The following is a 25613-nucleotide window of genomic DNA, read 5'->3' as shown; positions in this document are numbered from 1 at the left end:
ATGCAGACCGAGAGCAACGAACATCGGGAGAAAGGCACGCGCGATGCCCTGTTCGGGCATTTGCCTCCCAGCCTCTTTGCCGTTCTCGCCTCCCCCGCCCGGCGCGATTACGCGCGGCTGATCCTGTGGGTCTACCGGGCCTTCTTCGGCGAGCACTACACGAACCCCGTGCGCAAGGACGATCTCGTCGCCTTCATTGCGACGCAGATCGACCGCCTCTCCGACATCGCGGACGACTTCGCCTCCGACGCGGCGAACGCGGACGCCAGCCAGAACCCGCTCAAGGTCTACGTCAAGCTGCGCCAGGCCGGATGGCTGGTCGAGCACACGCGCGGCTATGTCGAGATGGTCGATCTCGATGCCTCGGTCTCGATGCTGCTCGAAACGCTCAGCGCGATCGAGGAAGGCGAAGCGGTCCATTTCGGCGGCACCATCGCCGCGCTCGAGAGCGTGATCGAGCGCCTGGGCGATGATCCCTTCGACAAGGCCTCCTCGCTTGCCGATGCGGCGCTGCGCGCGCGGCGCTTCCAGCAGCACCTCTCCGCCATCATCGGCAACCTGCGCGCGCATGAACAGCGCATCGTCTCCGACCCGCAGCCCACGCAGATCCTGGCGCGCTTCTTCGACTTCGTCGAGGACGTGCTGATCGCCGACTACCGGGTCATCAAGACCACCAACAACCCCTTCCGCCACCGCAACCGGATCATCCAGATGATCTCGGACTACGAGCACGACGCCGAGGTCGTGGCCGCCTTCGCCCGCGGCTATCAGGCGCAGGGACTGGCGACGAACCCGGAGAACGCGACCTCGCGCGTGCGCCAGCACCTCGACCAGGTGAAGCGCATCTTCGATGCCGCCGAGGAGCGCCTCGACGATATCGACGCCTTCCGCAGCCGCCTGGAACAGCGCATTGCGCGCACCGTCAGCTACATGAACGAGATCGACGGCTCGAGCCTGCTGCGCGTCACGCACCTGCTGCGCGACGCCTCGGCCCTGCCGCTCGAATGGGACGATGCGGTAGAGGTTCCCTCCGAGCTGACCGATCCCGTGCGCCACTGGGGCCCGGACAGCCTTGCCGCACCGACCGCCCGGCGCATCGTCGCCCCGCCCAGCCCGGTGCGTACATCCACGGTCGATCCCGCAATGATCGCCTACGACCATTCGCAGAAGGCCTACCTCCTGCGCCTTGCCGTCACGCCGCAGAAGATCGCCGACTATGTCGAGCGGAACCTGGGCGAACGCGACGCGCTCGACGCAGACGCCTTCGGCATTGCAACCCCGGAGGAAGCGCTGCTGCTGCAAGGCGCGCGCCAGCTCGACATGTACGCCAGCAAGGACCTCTCCCGGCGGTTTCGCGTCGTCCATGATCCGGGCCGCGTGGTCGAGACCGACTGGTCCGCCTTCACCGCCTTTCGCATCGAACGTCTTTCCCCTGAACCTGCGAGCAACGAGCAATGAACGGCCCCACGCTGTACGATCTTGAAGAGCTGCTGGAGCACCCGCAGAACCGCGACCTCTCCAAGGAGATGATGGTGCGCGCGGCCGACCGCCTGCTCTACCAGCAGTGCCTGTTTCGCGACGACCACAACGCGGCCGGGACCTATGACCTGCTCGTGCGCCACCGGGTCTACTTCGCGGGGCTCTTCGATGCGCTGGGCCGCGATCTGGTGGTCCGCCCGGACGAGATGATGGTCGAGCTGCGCCCGCAGGAGAGCCTGACCCGCACGATCCTCTCGCTCGACGAGACAATCCTCCTGCTCGCCCTACGCGCCACGTTCGAGAACGGCGTCCTCACCATGAGCCAGGAGGAGTTCGGCCACGTCGAGACGACCTCGATGGAGGTCATGGAGCGCTACGACCAGTGGGTCGCGCGCACCCGTCCGCCATGGTCGCGCGTGCGCCGCATCCTCGACAGCTTTCGCCGCCGCCGCTTCATCGACCTGGGCGATGAAATCCCGCAGGAAAACGGCATTGCGATCACCATCCGCCCCTCGATCCGCAGCGTGACGGGCGACGCCTGGCAGACGCGCATCGAGGAATGGATGGAGGCCACCCGCGCCCGCCTCGAGACCGAGGCCGCGCAGGATGAGCCCGAACCTGAGGTCGAGGCCGAAGACGTTGCCGCGCCCACGAACACCGAGGCACAGGCGCCCGACACCGCTCCGGAAACGGACGCCACCACATCCGAAGACGCCAAATCCGAAGACGGGGACGACACCTCGCAGGAGACCACCTCGTGATCACGCTCAGCCGCATCAACCTCATCAACTGGTACACCTTCGAGCGCCTCTCGGTGGACCTGCGCGGCAGCACCTCGCTGATCGGGCCCAACGGCGCGGGCAAGTCCTCGATCCTGGATGCGATCCAGGTCGTCCTCACCGGCAACAACCGCAACTACTTCCAGCTCAACGCCAGCGCCAACGTCACCGCCGGGCAGACCCGCAAGGTGGGCGAGAACCGCTCGGTCTTCGACTACTGCCTGGGCCGGGTCGCCGGTGAAACGCTGCGCACCAATTGCCTCAGCTACGTCAGCCTCGTCTTCGAGCGCGAGAGCGACGGCTACTGCTGGACGGTCGGCATCGCGATGAGCGCGGTCGAGGGGGAGCAGACCGAAACCGTGCTGGGCGCCTTCATCGCGCCGGGCCAGTCGCTGCGCGACGCCGACTTCATCGAGGAGAGCGAGGACGGCGCGTCCTACGTGCTGCCCTATGCCGATCTCGTCACCCGCCTGCGCACGCACGAGGGCTTCGAGAACTTCGGCCACCGCCCGACCCACTTCACCCGCCGCGTGCTCTCGGTGCTCGGCGGCAAGGGCCACCACGCCGACCCGGAAAAGTTCCTCAAGGCCCTGCGCAACGGCCTGCGCATCCGCGAGATGAAGTCCGCAACCGAATTCGTGCGCGAGTTCCTGCTCGATCCCGCCGGACTCGATGTCGATGGCCTGCGCAAGTCGGTCGCCACCTGGCGTGGCCTCCTCAAGAAGATCGACGACCTCGAAATCCAGAAAAAGCAGGTCACCGAAGCCATCGCGGCCTACCGCGAGCTGGACGAGAAGGTCTCCGAGGAAACCCGGATGCGCTGGATCGCCAGCAAGGCCGAGCGCGACCGGCTGGAGGAGCACCTGCGCGTCGTCACCGGCCAGCATGAGGCCAAGCTGGCCGAGCAGGACCTCGTCGACCGCCGCGTCGTGCGGACCCGCGAGACGGTGGGCCGCCTGCGCGAGGAAATCCGCGACATCTCGCGCGCGCTCGACAACGACACGCGCGAGCAGGCGATCCGGGAGTTCCGCGATCTCAACCTGCCCATCGCCGAGCGCGCCTTCACCGAGGCCGATGGCCAGTACCAGGCTTATTTCGCCGCCATCGGCGCGGTCGCCGGGCTCGCCGACCGGATCGTGCGCACCTATGCGGGCGAGGAATACCGCCACGCCAGCGAAGCGCTCGAAGCGCTGAAAGCCCGCATCGCCGATGGCGCGGCGCTCTCCGCGCGCGACATCGACCAGATCGTCGCCCAGCTCCTGCCCCCACTCGAACGCTACGTGACGAGCGCGCAGGACGCACGCGAGGCGCACCTCGCCAGCCTTGCCAGCCTCAGGCAGCAGCTGCGCGAGAACCGCGAACAGCTCCAGGGCCTGGAGCGCGGCGGCGCGCTGATCGAGGGGCCGACCGCACGCCTCATCGACTACCTCGACGAAAACGGCATCACCGCCCGCCCGATCTGCGAACTTGTCGAAGTCATCGACGAGCGCTGGGTCGAGGCCGCCGAGACCTTGCTGGGCGCCGCACGCGACGCACTGGTCGTCGATCCGGCCGACGCGCAACAGGCCATCGGGCTGCTGCGCAAGCGCCGCCGCGACTTTCCCGGCACCCAGATCGTCAACACCACCAAGACGCGCGGCGACTGGCAGGAGCCCGACGCGACGAGCTTGGCCGCGATCATCGCCACCGATGACATCCACGCCCGCGCCTTCGTCAACCGCCGCCTCAACACCGTGCGCCGCGTCGAAACCGAGCGCGAACTGCTCCAGTATGACCGCGCCGTCACCGAGGACTGCCTCTACTCCTCGGGCGGCTCGATCGAAAACCGCCGCCCTGCGCAGGTCCACCGCCTGGGCAAGGAAGCCAGCCGCAAGAACCTGCCCATGCTGGAGGAGCGCGTCGCCGAGCAGGAACGCACGCTCGAACAGACCAGCACCCAGGCTAATCGTCTCAAGGACTTGATCGCCGACATCCAGCGCTTCCTCGAGATCGCGGCCGGGCGCAGCCTCGCCGACCTCGAACGCGCGCGGCAGGACGCAGGCGAAGGCGTCGCCCAGATCCAGGACAACATCCGCAGCCTCGAAGGCGAACGCCCGGTTGAAATCCGCGAGCGCCTGGAAGCGCTCAAGGTCGACCTTGCCGCCTACGAGGAGGAACTCGAGGAAGACGAACGCACCCAGCGCGTGACCGGCCACCACGTCGGCAGCGCCAGCGAGAAGCTGGCCGTCGCGCAGGAGGAATTTGCCAAGGCCGAGGCATCCTTCGCCGAGCGCGACACGCTGGCCGAACTCGCCCGCGAGGATGCCCTGCGCGATTTCGCCTATCTCATGGAGGAACACCGCAAGGTCGTGCCCGCCGTGCGCAACGCCGCCCAGGAACAGGCCGCGCGTGCCCGCGCCCGCGTGACGCAGCTCCTCGGCCAGGCCCCGCAGAAGGCCTATGCCTATGCCCACGATGCGGGCATCGTCGAACAGTTCGACAAGGAAGCCCCCCACGAGGTCCAGCTTGCCTGGCTCGAAAAGCAGCTCGGCGCGATCATCACGAACACGCTGGGCGAATACCGCGAGCAGGCCGAAGAGGCCCGCGCCTCGATCGAGACCTCGCTCAAGACCGACATGCTGGTGAAGCTGCACGACCGCCTCGAAGGCGCCAAGCGGCAGATCCGCAACATCAACCGAAGCCTTCAGATGCGCCCGTTCCACGGCGAACTCTACCGCTTCGAGGTCAAGCCCGACCGCTTCTTCGCCGAAATCGTCGAGATCGCGCGCCTCGTCCAGCTCAACAGCATCGATGTCAGCACCCTCTTCGACGAGGGCGCGAACGAGATCGAACCGAGCCTGATGAAGGGCGTCGAGCGCATCAAGCGCATGATCGATGAGGGCGAGAACGTCGAACAGATCAGCGACTACCGCAACTATCTGCAGTTCGAGCTGCTCACCACCACGCTTGACGGTGAGCGGGTCACCTCGGACTACGCCAAGCGTCAGGGCAGCGGCTCGGGCGGCGAAAAGCAGGTGCCTTTCTACATCGCCATGGCCTGCGCGATGGCCAACGTGTGCCATGGCGCGGAGGACAACCGCGAGCGCCTTGGCTTTGGCATCATCCTCTTCGACGAGGCCTTCAACGCGCTCGACGGCGGCAACGTCAACAGCTGCCTGGCGCTCCTGCGCGAGTTCAACCTGCAGGTCCTGGCCTGCGCCCCGATCGAGAAGCTGGGCGTGTTCATGGAACAGATGGACACCGTGCTCTCGATCCGGCGCGTAGGCACGACGACGATGCTCTATGCCGATTATCTGAAGGACGAAGGCCGCCGTAAATTCCGCGAGGCAAACCCCGCGAACGAACCCTTCGACCTGTTCAAGGAGCGTTTCGCCAAGGACGATGCCCTCGCCCAATCCTGACCGCCAGGGGCCGCCGGGCGATTTGCGCCCGGTGCCGCCCCGGTGCTCTCCGCGCGAGTGACCTCCCCGGCCCCTAGGCCGCCGCACCGCCCGAACACTTCGGGACAGTCTTGAAACGCAGGATTTTCACACGCGGCGCGCGCCATGGCGCGTACGCGGGCACAGACCTGCGCGCCCGTCCCGGCTCCATCCGCATGCAGAGCACGCGCCAAACTTCTTTATTATTGCAACTGATTATCAATCACGTTAGTGCGCCCGCTTATTGAGATCAATTTGCAAAAGGGCCCCAACATGAAACTCGTCCGGTCGCTCGCCATGTGCGGCGCTGCGCATTTCGCCATTCTCCAGCCGTCGCTTGCCATGGCCGAGGACGCCGCCCCGGACACCCCCGCGAGTGAGGACAGCATCATCGTTACCGCGGGCGTCGCAGGCACGAAGACCGAGACCCCGCTGGTCGAGGTTCCCCAGCCGCTGACGGTCATTCCTTCGGAGCGCTACGTCGAACAGGGCGCGATCAACATCAGCGACACGGTGAAGTACGCAGCTGGCGTCCTTGCCAATCCCTACGGCCGCGACACCCGCGTCGACGGCTTCACCATCCGCGGCCTCGACGCCCTCCAGTTCCGCGACGGCATGCGCGATATCTTCAGCTACTACGCGAGCATCACCTCGGACCCGTACAACTTCTCGCGCGTGGAAATCGTGCGCGGGCCCGCCTCGGTGCTGTTCGGGCAGGGCTCGATCGGTGGCCTTGTAAACCTCGTTTCCAAGACGCCGGAATTCCGCACGGAGGGTGAAGTCAGCCTCGTCTACGGCAGCTACGACCGCAAGGAGGCCATGGCCGACCTCAACCTGCAGCTGGCCGACAACCTCGCCATCCGCGGCGTGGGCCGCGTGCGCGACGCCGACACTTATGTCGATCACGTGCCCGACGACCGCGTCATGTTCGCGCCTTCGATCCGCTGGCAGCCGACGCCCGACACCGACATCGTGCTCAACGGCCTCTACCAGGAGGACGACACCGGCTCGACCTCGCAGTTCCTGCCGATCGCGGTCACCATGGGCGCGGATCAGGACAGCACCGCCAACCGTCTCGATCCCTTCACCTTCATCGGCAAGCCAGGTTGGGACCGCTACGACGGCCGCTCGCTCCAGGGCGGCGGCGCGCTCACGCACCGCTTCTCGGACGCCGTGCAGCTGAGCATGAAGGCGCGCTACATCGACAGCGACCTCACCTACTACTCGCGCTACGCCGACAGCTACACCAACCCCACCAACCCGTTCCTGCCCTATGGCGACGATGGGCGCACGATCGGGGTTTCGATCGGTGCCAGCAAGGCGCGCATGAACGTCTTCTCGACCGACAACAACCTGCGCTTCGATTTCAACACGGGCGCCAATATCGAGCACCAGCTCCTCGTCGGGGTCGACTACAGCTGGAACAAGGTGGGCCGCATCGATGTCTATGAAAGCGAGCTGATCGACCTTTACGACATCGACTATGAGGCCATGCGCGAGGTCGAGGCAACCGGCGCGTTTTCCGACACCAGCCAGAAGCAGCTGGGGGTCTACGTCCAGGACCAGATCCGCTTCTTCGACCGCGTCTCGGCCGTCATCGGCGCACGCCGGGACCGGGTGACCTCCTCGAACGGCAATACCGACCACGCGACGACCTTCCGTGCTGGCCTCATCGGCGAACTCGTGGCCGGGATCTCGCCCTTCTTCAGCTACACCGAGAGCTTCCTGCCGGTCGCAGGCCGCATCAACAACGCCGACGGGACCTACGGCGATCCCTACGCGCCGCAGACCGGCCGCCAGTTCGAGGCCGGCCTCAAGTGGCAGCCCGAACCCGGCACTCTCGTCACCGTCACCGCCTTCCATATCAAGGAACGCAACCGTGTCCTCTACCTCGCCAACGGCGCGACCAGCCAGTCGGGCGAACTGACCACCAAGGGCGTCGAGTTCGAGGCCAGCCACACCCTGCCCGGCAACTTCGAACTGCTCGTAAATTACGGCTATAATGAGCTGGAATCCGAAACAAACAGCAGTCTCAACTACATGCCGCGCCATACCGCGTCGGCCTGGTCGACCAAGACGTTCAAGGTCGATGACGAAGCCGCTCTGAAGCTGGGCGCCGGCGTCGTCTATACCGGCAAGAGCCGCTCGACCGGCCCCCTCGATCCCTACGGCCTCGACCCGGAAATTCCGGCCGGGACGCTCTACACCGTGGTGACGCCCTCGCGCACGACGGTCGACGCCATGGCCGAGATCGACTGGCGCAACTGGCGCTTCGCCCTCAATGCGACGAACCTGCTCAACAAGACGTTCTACGCCTCCTGCCTGGCACGCGGCGACTGCTTCGTGGGCGCACCGCGCAACGTCATGGCAACGGTGGGTTACCACTTCTGACAATGCCTCGGGAGGGGAAGGCGGAAGGTCACTTCCGGCCCTGCCCTCTCCTCCCCATACGGCCCATCGGCCAGGTCGCCTGTACGATCAGATGGGCACATCCTCCCGGTCAGGGACATCGAAGCCATAGGTGCGGAAAGAGGCCTGCACGTCCTCTCCGGTAACTGTAATTTCGCAGTATCCCTCGGGCGTGCCGAGGAACGAGCCTCGCCAGTCCGCGCCCGCAACGGCGCCCGGCGAAATGAAGTGCAGGCCATTCAGCGTGATCTGCTCGAAAACATGGCTATGGCCCTGCAGAACGGCAATGACGTTGTAGTCCTGCAGGACGCGCAGGACCTCGCGAGTGTTGACGACGAAGGTCCAGTTGTGCGGGGTGTTCAGCCACGAGACCGGCTCGTAGCACCCCAGCGCCGTCACCAGCGGAATATGCGTGACCACGATGACGCGCTGGCCCCGGGGCTGCCGCGCCAAGTCCGCCTGCAACCAGGCGAGCTGGTCCTCATCGACACGACCTTCGTAGTTGCGGTCGTCGGTCAGGCCGATCGAATCGAGCACCACGAAATGGACGCCCTTGTGGTCGAAGGCATAGTATCTCGGGCCAAAGTGCGCGGTGTAGAAGGCTTTGCCGTAGTCCGGCGCGTCAGGCGCAATCCCGCTCTCGGCAAAGACCCCGAGGCAATCGTGGTTGCCGATGGCGTGATGGACCCTCTTGCGCAGGTGCTTGCGTTCGGTCCGCTGGTAGAGGTCCATCAGCAGGGTGGCGCGTTCGCGGTCCACGCCAAGCGCGTCCTCGATATGATCGCCGCCGTGGATCGCAAAGTCGCAGTCGCTGGCCGAGATCTGTTCGAAGCACATCGCGCAGGCCCGGTCCGCGCCTCCTTCGGGCCGGATATGCGTGTCACTGAGGAAGGCGAAACGAAAGGCATCCTCGCGCCCCTGCGATTGACCAAGTGCAGGCGTGAGGGCTCCGGCAAGCGACAGAGCGGGCGCGCCCAAGGCGGCGTGCAAGAGGTTGCGGCGGTTCATGAGGGGGGCTCCTGGCTGGAACGAAAACGACGAGGCCGACGCGGCGGTGTGCACACGTCGGCCCCGAAGCTCCTGAGGGGGGAGATCAGAAGTGGAGGCGCACGGTGCCGAAGACCTGGCGCGGCGCGGCGGGCTGCAGCGTCGTGTAGGTCCCGCCCGGGTCGGAGGTGACGAAGCCCGCGGTGCCGGTCGAGGCGATATAGCGCTTGTCGAAGAGGTTGTTCACGTTGACCTGCACTTCGATGCCGCCAGCAAAGCGATAGCCCGCCGAGGCGTTGACGTTGATCGCGCCGGGCAGCTTCGCATCGTTGAGGTAGCTGTAGTAGCGCGCGCTGCGGTAGTGCGCGGACACCTGGCCCCAGAGGTGACCATCGTCGTAGTCCAGGTCAACGTTGCCGACATTCTTAGGCGAGGCGACGACCTGCTTGCCCTTGGTCGGCATGATGGCGCCGCCCAGCGGCTGCACGTCATCGTCGTAGCTGGCATCGTTGTAGGCCCAACTTCCATAGACCGACCAGTTGGGAGCGAACTTCCAGTTCGCCGCCGCCTCGACACCGCGCGACGTCACGCTGCCCACGTTCTGGAGCACGTTCTGGTTCCCCACGATCGTGGCGCTGATCGAGGAAGCCAGCAGGCGATTGGTGAATTTGACGTAATAGCCGGTGAGCGAGAACTGGACGTCGCGCCCGTGGAAGCGATAGCCGCCCTCGAAGGTGTTGGTCATTTCCGGCTTCAGGTCGTCGCGGATGTAGTCGAACCCGGCCTGCGAGCTGCTCGAGAAGGGACCGCTCGAGGCCGAGGCGACGAAGGCCGCCATGTTGCGGGTGTAGTCGGCGAAGAGCTCGTGCTGACCATCGAGATCGTAAAGCACACCAACCGTGGGCAGGAACCAGTTCTGCGACTTGATCGAGCCGTCCATCGGCTTGTTGGCGGTAATCGTGCGCGCGCTGCTCGTCGAGACGACACCCTTGACCCCGGCGTTGAGGCGCAGGCTGTCGGTGGCCTGCCAAGTGTCGCCGATGTCGAGCTGAACCGTGTCGGTGTCGAACACGTAGTGCCAGTTGGTGACGAACGGATCGGAGTAGAACTGCTGGAAATTGGGCGGGGTGACGCCCTCTTCCAGACCGTAGAGGTGCGAAGCCTGCTCGAAGCGGTTGTGTTCGTACCACACGCCCCCTTCGATGGTGTGATTGCCCGCCTCGAACGAAAGGCGCGAGATCACACCCTTGCGGTTCACGTCATACCGCAGCGCCGAGACCGAGACCGGCGAGCCGCCATAGGCTTCGGGCGTGGGATCGTAGGGGTCGGCCCAGGTGCCGATACCGTGGTCGAGATGGATGTAGCCGGTGGTCGAGCCCGACAGGCGCGAGCCGATGTCGTAATCAAGGCGCTCGTAGACCAGCAGGTCACGTCGCACGCCGCCGCCATTGTAGACGGCATCGTCGGCGTTGACGTAGGGGGCAGGCACCGCGCCGCCGTTCTGGACCACGCGGGCGAGGTCCTCGGCCAGTGCGAAGGTCGGCACGTTGTCGAAATGCCAGCCGTACTGGTCGATCTTGGCGAGCGAGAGGTCGTTGTAGTCGTCCTCGCGGCGGTCGATCAGGTTGAGAAAGGTGGTCGAGGTCACATTGTCGCCCAGCGGCTGGACATACTTGGCGTTAAGCTGGTCCTGCTCCTGCTTGCCCCAGCCGCGCCACTTGCCCTGCTTGTCGTGCGCGTAGGCCACCATCAGGCGGCCGCCCCAGGGCAGTTCGCCCGAGTTCACCCGTGCAAAGCTGTGCCAGGAATTCTCGCTCCCGTAGCTCTGCGCAAGATCGATGCCCAAGTCCGAGGTCGGCTCGATCGAGGTGAAGTCGATAGTGCCGCCGATGTTGCTGGTGGAGGCCGTACCCAGCGCACCGCTGCCCTGCGAAAGCGTTGCGCCGCCATTGTTCTCGCTGAGAAGGGCGCGGTTGATCGAGAGGCCGTTGTTGTTGCGGTACTGCATGTTGCCCAACGGCACACCGTCGAGCGTGTAGCCCATCTGGTCGGTGATGAAGCCGCGGATCGAGATCTGCGTGGCGGCCTCATAGGTGCCGTTGGCATCCGAGGAATCGAAGTTCACGCCGGGCAGGCGATTGAGCGAACGCAGCGGCGAGGCACCGGCCGTGCTCTTGCTCATGGCCTTGGGGGTGACGGTCTGCACCTGGCGCGACTGGCCATAGCCCAGAACGACGATTTCCTCCTCCTGCGACGTGGCCGCAAGGGGCCTTTCCGGAGCCGAGGAAGCCGTCGAGGCGGCCTTGAGCGCGAACAGCGTGGCGCTCTGGCTGGCCACGACAAGGCCCTGGTCCGCGATCAGGCGGCCGAGCGCCTCGTCACGGGTGTAACGACCGCGCAGAGCCGCAACGCGGCGCCCCTGCACTGCGTCGTACGGAAACGAGAGATGCCCCCCGGCCTGCCGTGCAAACGTGTTCAGCGCGCTGGCCGTATCCGAGGCGGCAATGTCGAAGGAGAACGCGCGCGCTGTGTCCTGGGCATGGGCAGCCGCGGGCAGCACGGCTGCCAGCATGGCAGTCGTCGTCAGGTACTTGAACATGAAATTGGACCCCACAAAGTGCTATTGTCGGGGCAGGGATGAATGGCGCGGAGGAAACCGCCACTTGCGCTCGAAAAAAGTTCAGCTGCGCGTGAGGACGATGCTGCCGGTGCCGTCACGGCGGGTGCGGATGGCAAAGGAGGTCCGCAGCGCCTGAAGGAATTCGGCCGGGTTCGAGGTCGCGAAGGTACCGCCTACGCGCAGGCGGGAGAGGCCGGGATCGCCAATCACGATCTTGTCCTCAAGGTAACGGTTCATCTCCGAGAGGGCATAGTCCAGGCTCTCGCCATTCAGGACCAGCGTGCCGCTGCGCCACGCAGTAACGCGGGCAAGATCCTCTCCATCGTCGCGAACACTGGCCTTACCTGCGGTGGCAAGCGCGGTCTCACCCGTGCGCAGGCCATGTCCGTCCGCCCCGAATGTCCCGCCCCCTTCCAGGACCGTGAGCTCGCAGCTCGCGTCCCGGATGCGGGCGTTGTAGACGCCGGGCACCAGGTGGAAGGTTCCGCCCTGGGTAAGAAGTGCAAGCCTGTGCGCAGCGGTGAGACGTATGGCGATCTCGCCGCGATCCAGCCAGAGCTTGAGCGGATCTCCGTCCTTCCAGAAAATGCGGCTGTCGGTGTTGAGATCGACGGTCATCGCCGAACCGCTCGTCACCCTGGCGCTTTCCCCGATGCCCGTACTTGCGCTCTCACGGGCGGCCGCGCGGTAGGTCAGTCCTGCAGCGCCGAGCGCAAGCGTACCGACAGCGATGCCTGCGCGCAGCACCTTGCGGCGGTTGCCGAAGGGCGCGGGCGCAAGGTCTGCGGCATCGCCCGCGCTGTCCTGCCTGGCGCCAGCATCGAGCGGCGGCGGGGATGGCACCTCGTCCAGAAGGCGCAGGTCACCCATGTCGCTCCACGCGCCCGCGACCTCGGCAAACGCGGCTGCATGACGTGGGTCGGCATCGCGCCAGGCTTCGAAGGCACGCACGTCCGCGGTGCCGGCATCGAGGCCGACAAGCCATCCTGACGCGATTTCGATCAAGTCGATACGCGTCGTGTCGGGGCTGGAATTCTCGGGCACTCTACCTCCGGCCGTGCATTATCGTCACGCCGTGCCCGGGTTACAAGGGCAAGACCCTTGGCAAGATGCTTTTCGACGGTGGAAAGCGAGATGGAGAGCACCTCGGCAATCTGTCCAGGTGCCATGCCCTGGATCTTGCGCATGTGCAGGACCCGCCCACACTGGGGGGGCAGGCTCTCCATGATGCGGGCGAGCTGGCGCAGTTCCGAGCGGCCGGACGAGACCATGAAGGCATCGGGCGCCGGGTCCGCCACGTCGAGCGCTTCGAGCGAGGCCAGATAATCGATGCGCACGACGTTCGCCCGGCGCAGCCGCTCCAGGGCAAGGTTGCGCACGATCGTGAGCACGAAGCCGCGCGGGGACTGGATCGCGCGAAAATCCTGCGTATCCAGGACCCGCGCATAGGCCTCCTGGACGAGGTCGTCGGCTTCGTCCCGGCCGCAAAAATGCGCGGCGCGCGCCCTGTACGCCGCAGCATGGGGCAGCACTTCGGATAGAAACCATCGGTCGATGTCGCGTAGCCAGCCCAAGGCGCACTCCTGTTTGCCGGGCGGCGCTTAGGTGTTCTTTTTGACAGCTTCGGGACATCTAGAGCAGGAGAGCTGCAAGGCGCCATTCAAGCGAGCCCCGTCCATCGAGAGGTGGCCTGGAGGATCTGCACGGTGAAAAAGTTGGATTTTTCTGCTTGATGGCAACATGCCAGCGGCCCATCTTGATGCCCTCTTGGCGCTGGAGATCACGTAGCATCCGGCTTCCCGCGAACGGGAGCACCCGGTGCGACACGTCCATGTGTCGCATGAATGCGAGATCTTCAGGCGAAACCAGCCGGGGCAGACAGTAGGCACTGCCCCGGCTGATCCCCATTTCCTTCGCCTGCCGCTTCACGGGCAAGGTGTGCAAGCGGTCGATCATCGCCTTGCGCTCGGCAACAGACCTGCCTTGCCGCCAATTACCCTCTGGGCGCACCTTCCCAAGAAGATCATTGGCCAACGTCAGCCCACCGATCTTGGCATGCAGCGTTCTTTCGTCGACGGTCGGTTCGTCCGAGGACTTCGCCGCACCGAACACGCCTGTCGCCCCTTCAAATACAGCGTGCGCGACGTCGTGATCTGATTGGGATGCAGGTCATGATCGTGCGCCAGCTCCGCCAGCGTCTTCTCGCCCTTGATTCCGGCAAGCACCACCTTCGCCTTGAGCCGCAAGCCAACGCAGCTGATCCCGAGCCGTGGCCCGGGGGCATCTGCGCATTCTCTGCTCCTGTTCCGCAGCCCATCTGGCTGCCTTCGGAGGCTTTGTTGCGCAAATCAGTCGCAGGGCTGCATTCGGCTTTTGAAGGCATTCGGTTAGGCGATACGCTGAGTTTGGGCCTTTCCGAGCGCATCCCATAGATTGAGGATGGCGGCGTCCGAAAAGACCGGCTGGCGCGGACAGCCACTGCACCCGGGAATCAAACCAGATCTGAAGCGCCCCTCTCTGTGCCAAGGCTACGTTGTAGGCTTTCCAATTCGTCGTGGGGTAGCGGGCGCGGGGCGGTTTGCTCATCGCCAGCCATTAACCGACTGAATTCACAAACGGCATCCCTCCGAAATTTGCGCAACAAAGCCCCCTCAACCCCTGCGAAAGGCCAGGTCGGCTTTACCGGGCCTCTCGGACCGAAAATATCTGGAGCAAGGCTGACGAAGCTGCATTCCACGCCGCAGCATCGCCCCATCTCTCTCTCTTGCCCTGACTCTGGCCCTCTGGACGGGACAGCGCCAAGGCGACATCCTTCAGCTCCCTTGGTCAGCTTATAATGGCGAGACGATTCGCCTACGCCAAAACATGACCAAGATGGCGATTGAAGCCCCTGTCGGCGCTCCGCTCAAAGCGGCTCTCCAGAAGACGCTTGATCGCTACCGCTCGGACAACGTGCCCGTTCCCGAGACGATCCTCGCAACCGAGAGAGGGACTGTGAGAACGGCGGAGCAATATTCGACCACGCTAGCGGCGGGATAGTCCTGCTGCGGGCGGCGTAAAAGTCGTCCACCTTGAAGCCTTTCTGCCAAGTCAGGGAGGTGTGGGGATCTACAGCGTGGAACTTTATCTTCAGGTCCGTTTGGCTTGCGCGGATGGCATGAGCCAGCGGGCGGCGGCGAAGCGTTTCAATGTGTCGCGCGACACGGTGCGCAAGATGCTGTCGTTTTCATCGCCACCGGGTTACCGGCGTCAATCTGTCCCGCAGCGTCCGAAGCTGGACGGGTTTGTGGCGATCATTGATGGATGGCTTGAAGGGGACCGCTGCGTCCCGCGCAAACAGCGCCATACGGCGAAGCGGGTATTCGACCGCTTGCGCGCCGAGCATGGTTTCACCGGCGGCTATACGATCATCAAGGATTACATCCGCGAGCGTGAGCAACGCAGCCGGGAGATGTTCGTGCCGCTGGCCCACCCGGCGGGGGATGCGCAGGCCGATTTCGGGGAAGCGCTGGTGGAGATCGGCGGGGTGCAGCAGAAGGCCTACTTCTTCGCACTCGATCTGCCGCACAGTGATGCCTGCTATGTGCGGGCCTATCCGGCGGCGGTGGCGGAGGCCTGGGTGGACGGACACGTTCATGCCTTCGCGTTCTTCGGCGCGGTGCCGCGCTCGATCGTCTATGACAACGATCGCTGCCTTGTGGCGAAGATCCTGCCAGACGGCACGCGTAAGCGTGCCACGCTGTTCAGCGCTTTCCTGTCGCATTACGTGATCCGCGACCGCTATGCCCGCCCGGGCAGGGAACGAGAAGGCAATGTGGAAGGGCTGGTTGGTTACTGCCGCCGCAATTTCATGGTGCCGATCCCGAAGTTCCCGACACGGGAGGCCTTCAACCTATGGCTGGAGGAGCAATGCCGCAAGCGCCAGCAGGACAAGGTGCGCGGACAGAGCGAGACGATCGGTGAGCGCTTGCAACGCGATCTGGCAGCCATGCAGCCTCTGCCCGCTACACCCTTCGAGGCCTGCGATCAGACGAGCGGGCGGGTCTCCTCGCAATCCCTGGTGCGCTACAGGACCAACGATTATTCGGTTCCGGTGGCACGGGGCCATCAGGAGGTCTGGATCAGGGCCTATGTCGATGAGGTGGTGGTCGGCTGCCGCAGCGAAGTCATCGCCCGTCATCCTCGTTGTTATGCCCGCGAGGAGGTTATCTTCGACCCGCTCCACTATCTCCCGCTGATCGAGCAGAAGATCAACGCATTCGACCGGCCGCGCCTTTGCAGGGCTGGGATTTGCCCAAGCGTTCACGACACTGCAGCGGTTGATGGAAGGCCGCATGCACAAGCATGGCAGGCGTGAATATGTACAGGTGCTGCGCCTGTTGGAAACGTTCACCCTCGCCGATCTCCAGGCGGCGGTGGAACAGGCCATTGATCTTGGCGCCATCGGCTTCGATGCCGTCAAGCACCTCGCCCTGTGCCGGGTCGAACGCGTACCGCCGAGGCTGGACCTGGACGTCTATCCCTTCCTGCCACGCACAACGGTCGAGAAGACCTTTGCCAGAGCCTATCTGAGCCTGCTCTCCGACCAGCAGGAGGCCGCATGAGCGATCAGACCCCGGAGCTTCTTCTCGCTCACAATCTCAAGGCACTCAAGCTGCCTACGTGCCTGCGAGAGCACCACAAGCTCGCCCGGCAATGTGCCGCTGAAGGCGTCGATCATATCCGCTTCCTCGCCCGCCTTGTCGAGATGGAGATGATCGACAGGGAGCGTCGTATGGTCGAGCGGCGCATCAAGGCCGCGCGCTTCCCCGCCGTCAAAAGCCTCGACAGCTTCGACTTCACCGTCATCCCGAGGCTCAACAAGATGCAGGTGCTCGAGATGGCGCGCTGCGAGTGGATCGAGCGGCGTGAGAACGCCATCGCTCTGGGGCCATCGGGCACCGGAAAGACGCACGTAGCGTTGGGGCTCGGACTGGCAGCATGCCAGAAAGGGCTGTCGGTGGGCTTCACCACTGCCGCGGCGCTGGTCAGCGAAATGATGGAGGCGCGCGACGAGCGGCGTCTCCTGCGCTTCCAGAAGCAGATGGTCGGATACAAACTGCTCATCATCGACGAACTGGGCTTCGTACCGCTCTCCAAGACCGGCGCCGAACTGCTGTTCGAGCTGATCTCCCAGCGTTACGAACGCGGCTCCACCTTGATCACCAGCAACCTGCCCTTCGACGAATGGACCGAAACCTTCGGATCCGAGCGTCTCACAGGCGCGCTCCTCGATCGCCTGACCCATCACGTCAGCATCCTCGAGATGAACGGCGAAAGCTATCGCCTCGCTCACAGCCGGGCCCGCAAGGCCAAAATCAGACCCTGAAAAGCAAGCCAATGCCGGGGGGAGTGGCCCTCGGGCTACGCCCTCACGCCACTCCCCCCGGCGTGTAACACGATGGCCTGGTTTTACGCCGCCCCATGGCCGACTTTTGCTCCGCCGTTGACAGCCAGACATCTGAAGGCACCAAAAATCTCTGTCGCCTTTTAGCTGCGTGAAAGCCGACGCATTAATTTGGACCGGTCTCACCGGCTAATCCAGTCGAGTTCTGGAGAGGGCACTGTGAATTGTCAGCTCACCGCATTCGCCGAAGTCTTCTCGCATCGAAATTCCCCCTTTCCGATTGGTAGCTCAGCCCGGAACTTGGCCTTGTTCGCGGCGTTCAACATCAGAGTGAAAATCGCAGGATACATTCGTCACGATGATTGATAAGCAGCTTGATAAGCAACAAGTCATCGAACGTTTCGAGGCATTTATCCGAGATGTCGATTTCCCATGCGTCGGCGCGAAAAGCGCCTTGTCGCGGGGCACGCTCAAAACCATCGTATGTTGGTCGATCGAGAGCGCGTGGGACGACGTTCGCATCCACCGCGAATTGTTAAATTGGGCACATGACTACAAGGCCGATCCGAGTCTTTTTGTAAGCTTGGCTTTCCTCTTCCCGGGGTCGCCGTGGCTAGGGGAGAAGAAGTTCGAAGAGGCTATGTGGGCGCGTATTCAATCGCTTGCGGACAAAGATGCATGGCTCGCCCAGCCGTATGACCAGCGCGTCAGTAGCGATCCGCAAGATCCGCATTTTTCACTGAGTTTTGGCGGAGAGGCCTTCTTCGTCGTGGGGATGCACCCACAGGCAAACCGGCCTGCACGTCGCACACCTTGGCCCGTCCTTGTCTTTAACCTTCACGACCAGTTCGAAAAGCTGCGCGAGGAAGGTCGCTATGAGAAAATACGCGAGACGATCCTCGATCGGGATCGCCTCCTTGCGGGCTCGACCAACCCTATGCTCGCTCGCCATGGAGAGGCTAGTGAGGCTCTACAATACTCTGGCAGGCTGGTTGATGAACAGTGGCAATGCCCATTTCAGGACAAAAGAGCGGATCAATGATTGAACCCTCACGGATACCGCCTCGGAGCGGAATCGCATTTCGTCTCCGTTCTGGCGAAATCCTGGAGGTAATTGATCCCCACGGATGCCAAGTGGCCGATTTGCTAGGTTTCGTGGACAAAGGGTATCCAGAGTTTGACTGAGGCGAGCGCGACGAAGCCAAGGTAGGATTCCTTGGTTTTGTCGTATCGGGTCGCAACGCGCCGCCAGTTCTTGAGTTTGTTGAACAGGCGCTCGATCAGGTTGCGCCATTTGTATTTGGCGCGGTCGTGCGGGACGGGGTCGCGCCGGTTGACCTTGGCCGGGATCACCGCCTCGGCGCCTGCGGCCTCGATTTCCTCGCGGATCGCATCGGCATCGTATCCCCGATCAGCCAGGAAGGCCTCGATCCGATCGGTTATCATGCGGAACAGCGGAGCGAAGCCCTGCACATCGTGCGCCTGTCCCGGTGTCAGCACGAAGCCGAGCGGGAGACCTCTGGCATCGCACCTGGCGTGGAGCTTGGTGGTGAAGCCGCCGCGCGATCGACCAAGCGCCTCGGTTTGTTGAGTCCCCTTTTTATGCCGACGGCACAATGATGTGCCCGGACCACAGTGCTATCGATCATGTCGGCGGCGGTATCGCGCCCTGCCAGCTCGGCCAGCGTCTCGAGCATGGCATCGAACACGCCCGTCGTGACCCATCGTCGATAGCGCCGGAAGACGCTGTTCCACTTGCCATACTCGTCCGGCAGGTGTCGCCACTGCGCGCCGGTTCGCGCGATCCACATCATGCCTTCAAAATAGGGACGGTTATCCTGTGCCGGGCGGCAGCCTCGCCCCCGTTCAGGCGGCAGCAGCGCCCCGATCACTTCCCACTCTTCGTCCGTAACGCCGATCCGTTCGCCCAAGGCCGCCTCCAAAAGCCAGCCTTGAATCAAGGTCCGAGTCCCCAGTCAAGCTTTGTCCACGAAACCTAGCCTATTCCGCAGAAGACGTCGGTGAGGTGATTTCCAACGGACGCACGTTTGATTACGAGGAGACAATCTGCCTCACGACGGGCAATGTTTTGTGGTCCAACCGCTCGCGCAAGATGCTGACTATCCTGGGCGATACCGTCGGTCGCCACGATTTCTTGCTGACTCCCTGTAGCGTGGATACCTTTCATCATTTCTATCCGGACAAGCCAATTCATCACGGATGCTTCGGTAATCTCGCACAAGCACTGGCCCCTTACGGGATCAGTGAAGATGCGATTCCTGTGGCATTTAATTGTTTCATGAATGTCCCCATCCAGAATTCGGGTCGGTTGAGCGTAGAGCGGCCCGTAAGCCGACCGGGCGACTTCATTCAATTGCAAGCAGAGTGCGATCTCATCATCGGACTGACTGCATGCTCTGCCTATTCTAGTGGATTGACCGCAACGAAAGAGTCCGTCTGGGGATTCCCACCGGCTTGCAGGCGTGCCAGTCTCGGAGGATGCGCGATGGGATCAGCTTCACCGTTTCGGCTTCCGACCGTCAACGCCTGGACGACATCGTGTCGGCTCCCTTGAGCCCGCAGAAACATGTCTGGCGCGCCCGTATCGTGCTTTTGAGCAGCGATGGCCTGGGGACCTCGGCGATCATGGCGGCCACAGGCAAGTCGAAGACCTGCGTGTGGCGCTGGCAGGAGCGCTTCATGCACGAAGGTGTAGATGGTCTTCTTCGCGACAAGTCCCGTCCGCCCGGCAAGGCGCCAGTGTTGCCCAAGCGCGTGGCCGAGATTGTCCGGCTGACGCAGGAACCGCCGCCGCATGAGGCAACCCACTGGACGGCGCGCGCGATGGCCAAAGCGGTCGGGCTTGCCGTTTCGACAGTGCAGTCGATCTGGAAGGCGCATGGGCTTGCTCCGCATCGCTGGCGCAGCTTCAAGCTGTCGAACGATCCGGCTTTCGCCGAAAAGCTCACCGAGATCGTCGGCCTCTATGTCGATCCGCCCGCCCATGCGGTGGTCCTGTCGATCGACGAGAAATCGCAGATACAGGCGCTCGACCGCACCCAGCCCGGCCTGCCGATGAAGAAGGGCCGCGCCGGTACCCTGACCCATGACTACAAGCGCCACGGCACGACCACGCTGTTTGCTGCACTCAACGTACTCGACGGAACCGTCATCGGGCAGAACATGCAGCGTCACCGCCACCAGGAGTTCATCCGCTTCCTCAATCGGATCGAGCGCGAAGTGCCCAAGGATAAGGCGATCCACGTGATCCTCGACAACTATGCCGCACACAAGAAGGACAAGGTCCAGGAGTGGCTCGCCCGCCATCCGCGCTGGACTTTCCACTTCACGCCAACTTCTTCCTCATGGCTCAATGCCGTCGAGGGCTTCTTCGCAAAGCTGACCAGGCGGCGCCTCAAGCACGGCGTCTTCCACTCCGTCGTCGAGCTCCAGGCTGCCATCAACCGGTTCATCCGGGAGTACAATGCCGATAACCCCAAGCCCTTCATCTGGAAGGCCAATCCGGATGACATCATCGCCGCTCGAAATCGAGGGTTCCAAACGTTGGAGTCAATCCACTAGTAATGGTGGGTCGTTCAAACCAATAGATTATCGAGTAATCTTGCCTCCGACAGCCCCGAGTGAGCCAGCGGAAGCCGACCAATCGTAGCATTGAGTAGATCAACAACAGGATAACATCTGAAGAGTTTTATAATACGATGAACGATTTTGTACTCACATCCCTTCAATATTATGGCGCCGGTGCCGCTGCCCTTGCAGCCCTGATCCTTTCTTTAAATCTTGGTCGCCTGTGGAGTGGACGCGCGTTCTTGATTTTCGTGACCAGCTCTCTTGCGCTGATCGCGTGGGGTTTTCTCGATGAGAATTCGGAAGGGATCGGCGTTCAAAACGTCATTTTGCTCGTCATCAATTGCGTCGGCGTATACCGCTATTTGATTGCCGGTGAGCGGGGAAAAGAAACGACTCATCAGGGAACTGTTTGATGCATCTGGCGGTTCGCTGTCCCCGAGCGAACGCGATCCAAGGCGCCAGGAGGTTTGCTACCTCACAATCGAGACGGTCTTGGAAATGTTACTGGATGCACTGAGAGACAACCGCCTGACGTCACATGATCCCGGGATTTAGTCGCCACTGTGTTCAGGCTTTCCCTTGCGCTGAGTGCTCGCCATATCTTCGAGCTCGCCCTCGCTCATGGACTGGAACATGTCCCTGGAGGCGCCTTTCAGTGCGGATTTCTTCGTATCGCCGCGTTTGGCCGAAAGCGCCGCGCCGGCGGCTTTTTGCTGCGCCTTGGATTTTGCGGGCATCATGCCTCTCCTTTCTGCGTCAATCCTTTGCGTTGTCCCTATCCGCTGACCACGATCCCGCCATTGGGGTGCAGCACTTGACCGGACATGTAACTTGAATCCTCGCAGGCCAGGAACAGGAAGGCGGGAGCCACTTCATTAGGCTGGCCGGGTCTGCCCATGGGCGTACCCTTGCCGAAATCCTTCATATCCTCAGGTGGCTGACCGCCGAACGGGTTGAGCGGTGTCCAGATCGGGCCGGGCGCTACCGCATTGACGCGGATGCCTTCCTTTACGAGATTTTCGGACAATGAACGTGTGAAGGCAGTTATCGCCCCCTTGGTGGCGGAATAGTCGAGCAGATTATCGGAACCTTTGTACATCGTCACACTGGTACAATTGACGATGGCACTGCCCCGTCGGAGATACGGCCGGGCCGCCTGCGCCAGGAAGAACATCGAAAAGATGTTTGTTTGGAACGTTCGCCGGAGCTGTTGTTCGGTAATGTCTTCGATTTCGTCATCGGGATGCTGTTCGCCCGCGTTGTTGACAAGGATATCGAGCTTGCCAAAGGTGTCGATCGTCTTTGACACCACCTCTTTGGCGAAATCCTGCCTACCCAGATCGCCTTTGAGGCAGAGGGCTTGTCGCCCCTCCTGCTCGACTAGTGCCTTGGTCCTTTCGGCGTCGGGGGTTTCCTCATCAGCAAGATAGACGAGCGTAATGTCTGCGCCTTCCCGTGCGAAGAGGACTGCGACTGCGCGGCCTATGCCGCTGTCTCCTCCGGTGACGATAGCGACCTTGCCTTCCAACCGACCGGATCCACGATAGCGAGGTGTCCAGTCGGGCTTGTCGGCCATCTGCTCTTCCGAGCCGGGCATCCGAGGTTGCTCGTCGATGGGGGGCTGGAATTCCGCTGTTTCCGACATGGTCTTGATCACCTTTGATCTGCGCTGTTTATGAAATCCGAATATCCGCTTTACTACGGCCCACCGACCGGGCTGCTAAAAACGTCGCAAGATGAAGCGGCAAGAAGGCAAGCACGTTCCCCCACCCGCCTCACGATGCTTTCAGTTTGTCGCATGGTGCTAAACATCGAGGGACAAGTGCGTCCTTTGCTGTCTGGCTTCGTTCTCGCATCTTGCATCTCAATGCTCACCTGCCATTTGGCGTTCGAACATGGTGACGAAATGGGGTTTGCCACGCGGCAGATATTTATTGCTGAGCCTCGCGAACCTGCCATTTAATGAGAAGCGCCGCCCCGGTTCGGAGGGCGGCGCTTTTTCAAACGTCGAGAACTTTATTCAGAAGCCCCGCTGCCGGGTTCAGTCGTCTTGGGAGCCTTGCCGTCCTCGATCCGGCCCTCGTTCCGAAGTTCACGACCTTCTTCGGCCTTCTTCTGGCTTTCAGGCGACCTGCCATGCTCATAAGCCTCTTCCTTGATGTAGCCGGCTGCTTCCTTCGCTTTTCCTTCGATGCTCATTGCAAACTCCTTTGGTCTTAGGGGACAAAGCAAGAATGGCGACCACCGCGCGAGGTTCCGAAGGCGATGGGAATGAACGTAAGCGTCCGGGCTCGGTCGCGTTGCGAGGTAAGAGCGTGAAGGTGATGGACCTCCAGTAAGGAGTCTCTTTCTGGACTCCAGAAGGAGGCCAAGTGACAGACCGGGTGGAGATCATCGCGCGCACGGAGCGGCGCAGGAAGTATTCGGATGCGGAGAAGGCCGCGATCCTGGCCGAGGCGGATCAGGAGGGCGTTTCTGTTCGCGATGTTGCCAGGCGCCATGAGATTGCGGAGAGCCTGATCTACAACTGGCGTTCGGCCCGCCGGCAGGCAACGGCGATCGCCAGCGAGCCACTGGAGTTCATTCCCTACGGTTCGATCGTGACGACCGAACCCGCGCCCACGGCGCCGGTGCCAGCCCCTCAGGTGAAGGCCGCGCCGTCTAGTACGCCGATGCCGGAAGACCTGGTGCGTCCGCATCCCGGCGCGAGGCCTGGCGCGATAGACATCGATCTGCCCAGCGGGGTCCGCCTGTCCACGGACAGCTACGTCAACGAGAAGGCGCTGGCCCGCGTTCTTCGTGCGCTTCGGGATGTATCGTGATTTCGCTGGCGCCCGGAACGAAGGTCTATCTGGCAAGCAAGCCGGTCAGCATGCGTCTGGGGTTCGATGGGCTGGCCGCGCTCGTTCGGCCGCTGTTCGCGGTCGAGCCATTCGGCGGGCATGTCTTTTTGTTTCGCAGCAAGAACGGCAACTACCTGAAGGCGCTGCACTGGGATGGCAGCGGCCTTTGCCTTTTTGCCAAGCGCCTGGAGCGTGGCCGTTTTGTCTGGCCTCCGCTCATCGAGGGCGGCGTTGTGCTCACCCCGGCGCAGTTTGCACTGCTGATCGAAGCGATGGACTGGAGGCGTACGGTAGCGCCCGACCCGCCGCGCCTGCCGGTCCAGATTTGATGTATAAAATGGCGTATTTCCGGGCTTTTTTCTTGGGTGCTGAACCCGATTCTGCTAATGGGGGGCGTGTCCCCCGACGATCTCGAACTCCCTACCGATCCCGCAGAACTGCGCGCGTTTGCCGAGGCGATGCGCGCACGTCTGGCCGCTTCGGAACAGGCGCTGGAAGCCGAACGCGAAGCGCATGAGGCGACCCGCAACGCGGTCAAGCTGATCACGCTCCAGATCGAGAAGCTCAAGGTCCAGTTGGCCCGGCTTCGGCGCATGAAGTTCGGCCAATCCTCCGAACGACTTACCCTTCAGGCTGATCAGCTCGAACTCACGCTCGAGGATCTCGAGGCCGAGCATGCCCATGCCGAGTGCGTAATTGCAGGTCATGTGCCCGACGATGCTCCCGCCAAAGCGGCGCAGCGCAAACCCCGCCGTGCACCGCTTCCCGAACATCTGCCCCGCGACGAGGTCATGCACGCAGCGCCCGATGCCGAGGGTTGCTCGGCCTGTGGCGGCACGATGGGCAAGCTCGGCGAGGACGTTACCGAAGTGCTGGAATATATCCCAGGTCGCTTCCGCGTCGTGCGTCATGTCCGCCCTAAGCTTTCCTGCAATCGCTGCGATGCGATCAGCCAGGCCCCTGGACCGGCGCTGCCCGTTCCGCGCGGCCGCGCCGGTCCGGGGCTGCTGGCCCATGTCATCGTATCGAAGTTTGCCGACCATCTGCCGCTCTATCGCCAGTCGCAGATCTACGCCCGCGAAGGTGTCGAGATCAGCCGCTCAACGATGGCGGACTGGCTCGGCGAGGCAAGCTGGCTGCTGCAACCGCTGGTTGATCGGATCTCCGATCACGTCATGGCCAGCGTGAAGGTCCATGCCGACGACACGCCCGTTCCCGTGCTGGCGCCGGGGACCGGGAAGACGGCGACCGGGCGATTATGGGTCTACCTTCGCGACAACCGACAATGGGTCCCTTGGACAAGCCAGCGGCGCTGTTCCGCTACAGCCCAGACCGCAAGGGCGAGAGACCGCGCGAGCATCTCAAGACCTTCACGGGCTTCCTGCAGGCCGATGCCTATGCCGGTTTTGACCGCCTTTATGCGAGTGACCGCAAGCCGGTGCCGATCACACCGGTCGCCTGCTGGGCGCACGCCCGGCGCAAAATCAACGATGTCTACAAGGCGGACCCGCACTCGGCCGCAGGCAGGGCCTGCTCATGATCCGTGACCTTTACGAGATTGAGCGGCAAATTTCCGGTGAGCCGGCCGATACTCGCTGCAGGGCACGCAAGGCGTCACTGCTCAAGGCGATGGATTTCTTCGCACGGGCCAATGACGTGCTGTCCAAGGCGTCCGCCCGATCGCCGCTGGCCGAAGCGCTGCGCTATGCCGTGAAGCTCAAGCCGCAATTGCTCGCTTACACCCAAGACGGCAGGCTCGAGATCGACAACAACCCGGCGGAGAATGCCCTCAGGGGCATAGCCGTTGGCCGCAAGAACTGGATGTTTGCTGGCGCGGACTGCGGCGGCGAGCGCGCCGCCGCCATGTATTCGCTACTGGAAACCGCCAAGCTCAACGGCGTCAATCCGCAGGAATGGCTGGCCGATGTCCTCGATCGGATCGGCAAGGGGCATCCCATCAACCGGATCGATGAACTGCTGCCTTGGAACTGGGCCACGGCGAGCGTGAACGCGCATTTTGGGTGGATTGTGGTCATTGCCGCAATCGGGAACGAAGGTCTGCTATCCGAGATTTCGGTTCAAAAGCTGCCTTTCCGGACA

The 25613-nt window shown here is 63.1% G+C and carries 21 protein-coding genes and 5 pseudogenes; 16 read left to right on the top strand and 10 right to left on the bottom strand.

What is annotated here, in order from left to right; translation table 11 throughout:
• The 4 genes from HT578_RS00600 (at window position 1) to HT578_RS00585 (ending at window position 8068) form a co-directional block, all read left to right on the top strand.
• Complete coding sequence (locus HT578_RS00600; RefSeq protein WP_213501504.1) at window positions 1–1458, top strand: Wadjet anti-phage system protein JetA family protein; 1458 nt, start codon at window positions 1–3, stop codon at window positions 1456–1458.
• A complete protein-coding gene (locus tag HT578_RS00595; RefSeq protein ID WP_213501502.1) occupies window positions 1455–2240 on the top strand; it encodes a DUF4194 domain-containing protein in 786 nt (261 codons plus the stop codon). The genes HT578_RS00600 and HT578_RS00595 overlap by 4 nt, the downstream gene beginning before the upstream one ends.
• Window positions 2237–5659 carry an SbcC/MukB-like Walker B domain-containing protein gene (locus HT578_RS00590; RefSeq protein WP_213501500.1) on the top strand — a complete coding sequence of 1141 codons (3423 nt, stop codon included), beginning with the start codon at window positions 2237–2239 and terminating at the stop codon, window positions 5657–5659. The genes HT578_RS00595 and HT578_RS00590 overlap by 4 nt, the downstream gene beginning before the upstream one ends.
• Before the next feature lie 291 nt (window positions 5660–5950).
• Window positions 5951–8068, top strand: a complete 2118-nt coding sequence (locus tag HT578_RS00585; RefSeq protein WP_213501498.1) for a TonB-dependent siderophore receptor — start codon at window positions 5951–5953, stop codon at window positions 8066–8068.
• A gap of 87 nt (window positions 8069–8155) precedes the next feature.
• Here the strand turns inward: HT578_RS00585 and HT578_RS00580 are convergent, their stop codons facing one another.
• The 5 genes from HT578_RS00580 to HT578_RS00560 all read right to left on the bottom strand — a co-directional run bounded on the left by HT578_RS00580 (window position 8156) and on the right by HT578_RS00560 (window position 13805).
• On the bottom strand, window positions 8156–9094 hold the full coding sequence (locus HT578_RS00580; RefSeq protein ID WP_213501497.1) for a metallophosphoesterase family protein: 939 nt from the start codon (window positions 9092–9094) through the stop codon (window positions 8156–8158).
• 85 nt (window positions 9095–9179) lie between these two features.
• On the bottom strand, window positions 9180–11672 hold the full coding sequence (locus HT578_RS00575) for a TonB-dependent receptor (RefSeq protein WP_213501495.1): 2493 nt from the start codon (window positions 11670–11672) through the stop codon (window positions 9180–9182).
• An 81-nt stretch (window positions 11673–11753) separates the two neighbouring features.
• Window positions 11754–12737 (bottom strand): FecR family protein, encoded by a 984-nt coding sequence (locus HT578_RS00570; protein ID WP_213501493.1) that lies wholly within the window; start codon window positions 12735–12737, stop codon window positions 11754–11756.
• On the bottom strand, window positions 12695–13267 hold the full coding sequence (locus tag HT578_RS00565; RefSeq protein ID WP_213501492.1) for an RNA polymerase sigma factor: 573 nt from the start codon (window positions 13265–13267) through the stop codon (window positions 12695–12697). Before HT578_RS00565 ends, HT578_RS00570 begins: the two co-directional genes overlap by 43 nt.
• Window positions 13268–13325: 58 nt before the next feature.
• A complete protein-coding gene (locus HT578_RS00560) occupies window positions 13326–13805 on the bottom strand; it encodes a hypothetical protein (RefSeq protein ID WP_213501490.1) in 480 nt (159 codons plus the stop codon).
• A gap of 59 nt (window positions 13806–13864) precedes the next feature.
• Between HT578_RS00560 and HT578_RS00555 the strand changes: the two genes are divergently transcribed.
• The gene (locus HT578_RS00555; protein ID WP_213501488.1) at window positions 13865–14125 is read left to right on the top strand and encodes a hypothetical protein; all 261 of its coding nucleotides are present in this window, start codon (window positions 13865–13867) and stop codon (window positions 14123–14125) included.
• Between the two features lie 10 nt (window positions 14126–14135).
• Here the strand turns inward: HT578_RS00555 and HT578_RS22090 are convergent.
• Window positions 14136–14279: pseudogene (locus tag HT578_RS22090) on the bottom strand (IS5/IS1182 family transposase); the annotation flags it as partial.
• Between the two features lie 288 nt (window positions 14280–14567).
• Between HT578_RS22090 and HT578_RS00550 the strand changes: the two are divergent.
• The 5 genes and pseudogenes from HT578_RS00550 to HT578_RS22535 all read left to right on the top strand — a co-directional run bounded on the left by HT578_RS00550 (window position 14568) and on the right by HT578_RS22535 (window position 18264).
• Complete coding sequence (locus HT578_RS00550) at window positions 14568–14732, top strand: hypothetical protein (protein ID WP_213501486.1); 165 nt, start codon at window positions 14568–14570, stop codon at window positions 14730–14732.
• A gap of 76 nt (window positions 14733–14808) precedes the next feature.
• Window positions 14809–16297, top strand: a pseudogene (istA, locus tag HT578_RS00545) (IS21 family transposase).
• Window positions 16294–17061 carry an IS21-like element helper ATPase IstB gene (gene istB / locus HT578_RS00540; protein ID WP_213500153.1) on the top strand — a complete coding sequence of 256 codons (768 nt, stop codon included), beginning with the start codon at window positions 16294–16296 and terminating at the stop codon, window positions 17059–17061. The pseudogene istA and the gene istB overlap by 4 nt, the downstream one beginning before the upstream one ends.
• 376 nt (window positions 17062–17437) lie before the next feature.
• Entirely contained in the window at window positions 17438–18121 is a 684-nt protein-coding gene (gntA, locus tag HT578_RS00535) for a guanitoxin biosynthesis heme-dependent pre-guanitoxin N-hydroxylase GntA (RefSeq protein WP_213501484.1), read from the top strand.
• Complete coding sequence (locus tag HT578_RS22535) at window positions 18088–18264, top strand: DUF1989 domain-containing protein (protein ID WP_422394363.1); 177 nt, start codon at window positions 18088–18090, stop codon at window positions 18262–18264. The genes gntA and HT578_RS22535 overlap by 34 nt, the downstream gene beginning before the upstream one ends.
• On the opposite strand, the pseudogene HT578_RS00525 reads toward HT578_RS22535, so the two are convergent.
• A pseudogene (locus HT578_RS00525) lies at window positions 18226–18971 on the bottom strand (IS5 family transposase). The gene HT578_RS22535 and the pseudogene HT578_RS00525 sit on opposite strands and share 39 nt — an antisense overlap.
• Before the next feature lie 104 nt (window positions 18972–19075).
• Between HT578_RS00525 and HT578_RS00520 the strand changes: the two are divergent.
• The 3 genes and pseudogenes from HT578_RS00520 to HT578_RS00510 form a co-directional block, all read left to right on the top strand.
• Window positions 19076–19510, top strand: a pseudogene (locus HT578_RS00520) (DUF1989 domain-containing protein); the annotation flags it as partial.
• Between the two features lie 68 nt (window positions 19511–19578).
• Window positions 19579–20661 carry an IS630 family transposase gene (locus HT578_RS00515; protein ID WP_213501478.1) on the top strand — a complete coding sequence of 361 codons (1083 nt, stop codon included), beginning with the start codon at window positions 19579–19581 and terminating at the stop codon, window positions 20659–20661.
• Between the two features lie 137 nt (window positions 20662–20798).
• The gene (locus tag HT578_RS00510; protein ID WP_129403910.1) at window positions 20799–21083 is read left to right on the top strand and encodes a hypothetical protein; all 285 of its coding nucleotides are present in this window, start codon (window positions 20799–20801) and stop codon (window positions 21081–21083) included.
• Window positions 21084–21221: 138 nt separating this feature from the next.
• Here the strand turns inward: HT578_RS00510 and HT578_RS00505 are convergent, their stop codons facing one another.
• The 3 genes from HT578_RS00505 to HT578_RS00495 form a co-directional block, all read right to left on the bottom strand.
• Entirely contained in the window at window positions 21222–21407 is a 186-nt protein-coding gene (locus HT578_RS00505) for a DUF3008 family protein (protein ID WP_213503900.1), read from the bottom strand.
• A 38-nt stretch (window positions 21408–21445) separates the two neighbouring features.
• The gene (locus HT578_RS00500; RefSeq protein WP_213503899.1) at window positions 21446–22315 is read right to left on the bottom strand and encodes an SDR family oxidoreductase; all 870 of its coding nucleotides are present in this window, start codon (window positions 22313–22315) and stop codon (window positions 21446–21448) included.
• 371 nt (window positions 22316–22686) lie between these two features.
• Window positions 22687–22869 (bottom strand): hypothetical protein, encoded by a 183-nt coding sequence (locus tag HT578_RS00495; RefSeq protein WP_213501475.1) that lies wholly within the window; start codon window positions 22867–22869, stop codon window positions 22687–22689.
• 173 nt (window positions 22870–23042) lie between these two features.
• Here HT578_RS00495 and tnpA point away from each other — a divergent pair, with 173 nt between their 5' ends.
• The 3 genes and pseudogenes from tnpA to tnpC all read left to right on the top strand — a co-directional run.
• A complete protein-coding gene (gene tnpA / locus HT578_RS00490; protein WP_213500083.1) occupies window positions 23043–23492 on the top strand; it encodes an IS66-like element accessory protein TnpA in 450 nt (149 codons plus the stop codon).
• Entirely contained in the window at window positions 23489–23842 is a 354-nt protein-coding gene (gene tnpB, locus HT578_RS00485) for an IS66 family insertion sequence element accessory protein TnpB (RefSeq protein WP_021243391.1), read from the top strand. The genes tnpA and tnpB overlap by 4 nt, the downstream gene beginning before the upstream one ends.
• Window positions 23843–23908: 66 nt before the next feature.
• Window positions 23909–25508 (top strand): annotated as a pseudogene (gene tnpC, locus HT578_RS00480) (IS66 family transposase); the annotation flags it as partial.
• Window positions 25509–25613 lie beyond the last annotated feature (105 nt).

It is taken from the genome of Novosphingobium decolorationis, from assembly GCF_018417475.1.
GTDB classification, from domain to species: domain Bacteria; phylum Pseudomonadota; class Alphaproteobacteria; order Sphingomonadales; family Sphingomonadaceae; genus Novosphingobium; species Novosphingobium decolorationis.
The sequence above is the reverse complement of the archived record's forward strand: the minus strand, read 5'-3'. Positions and strand labels throughout refer to the sequence as shown.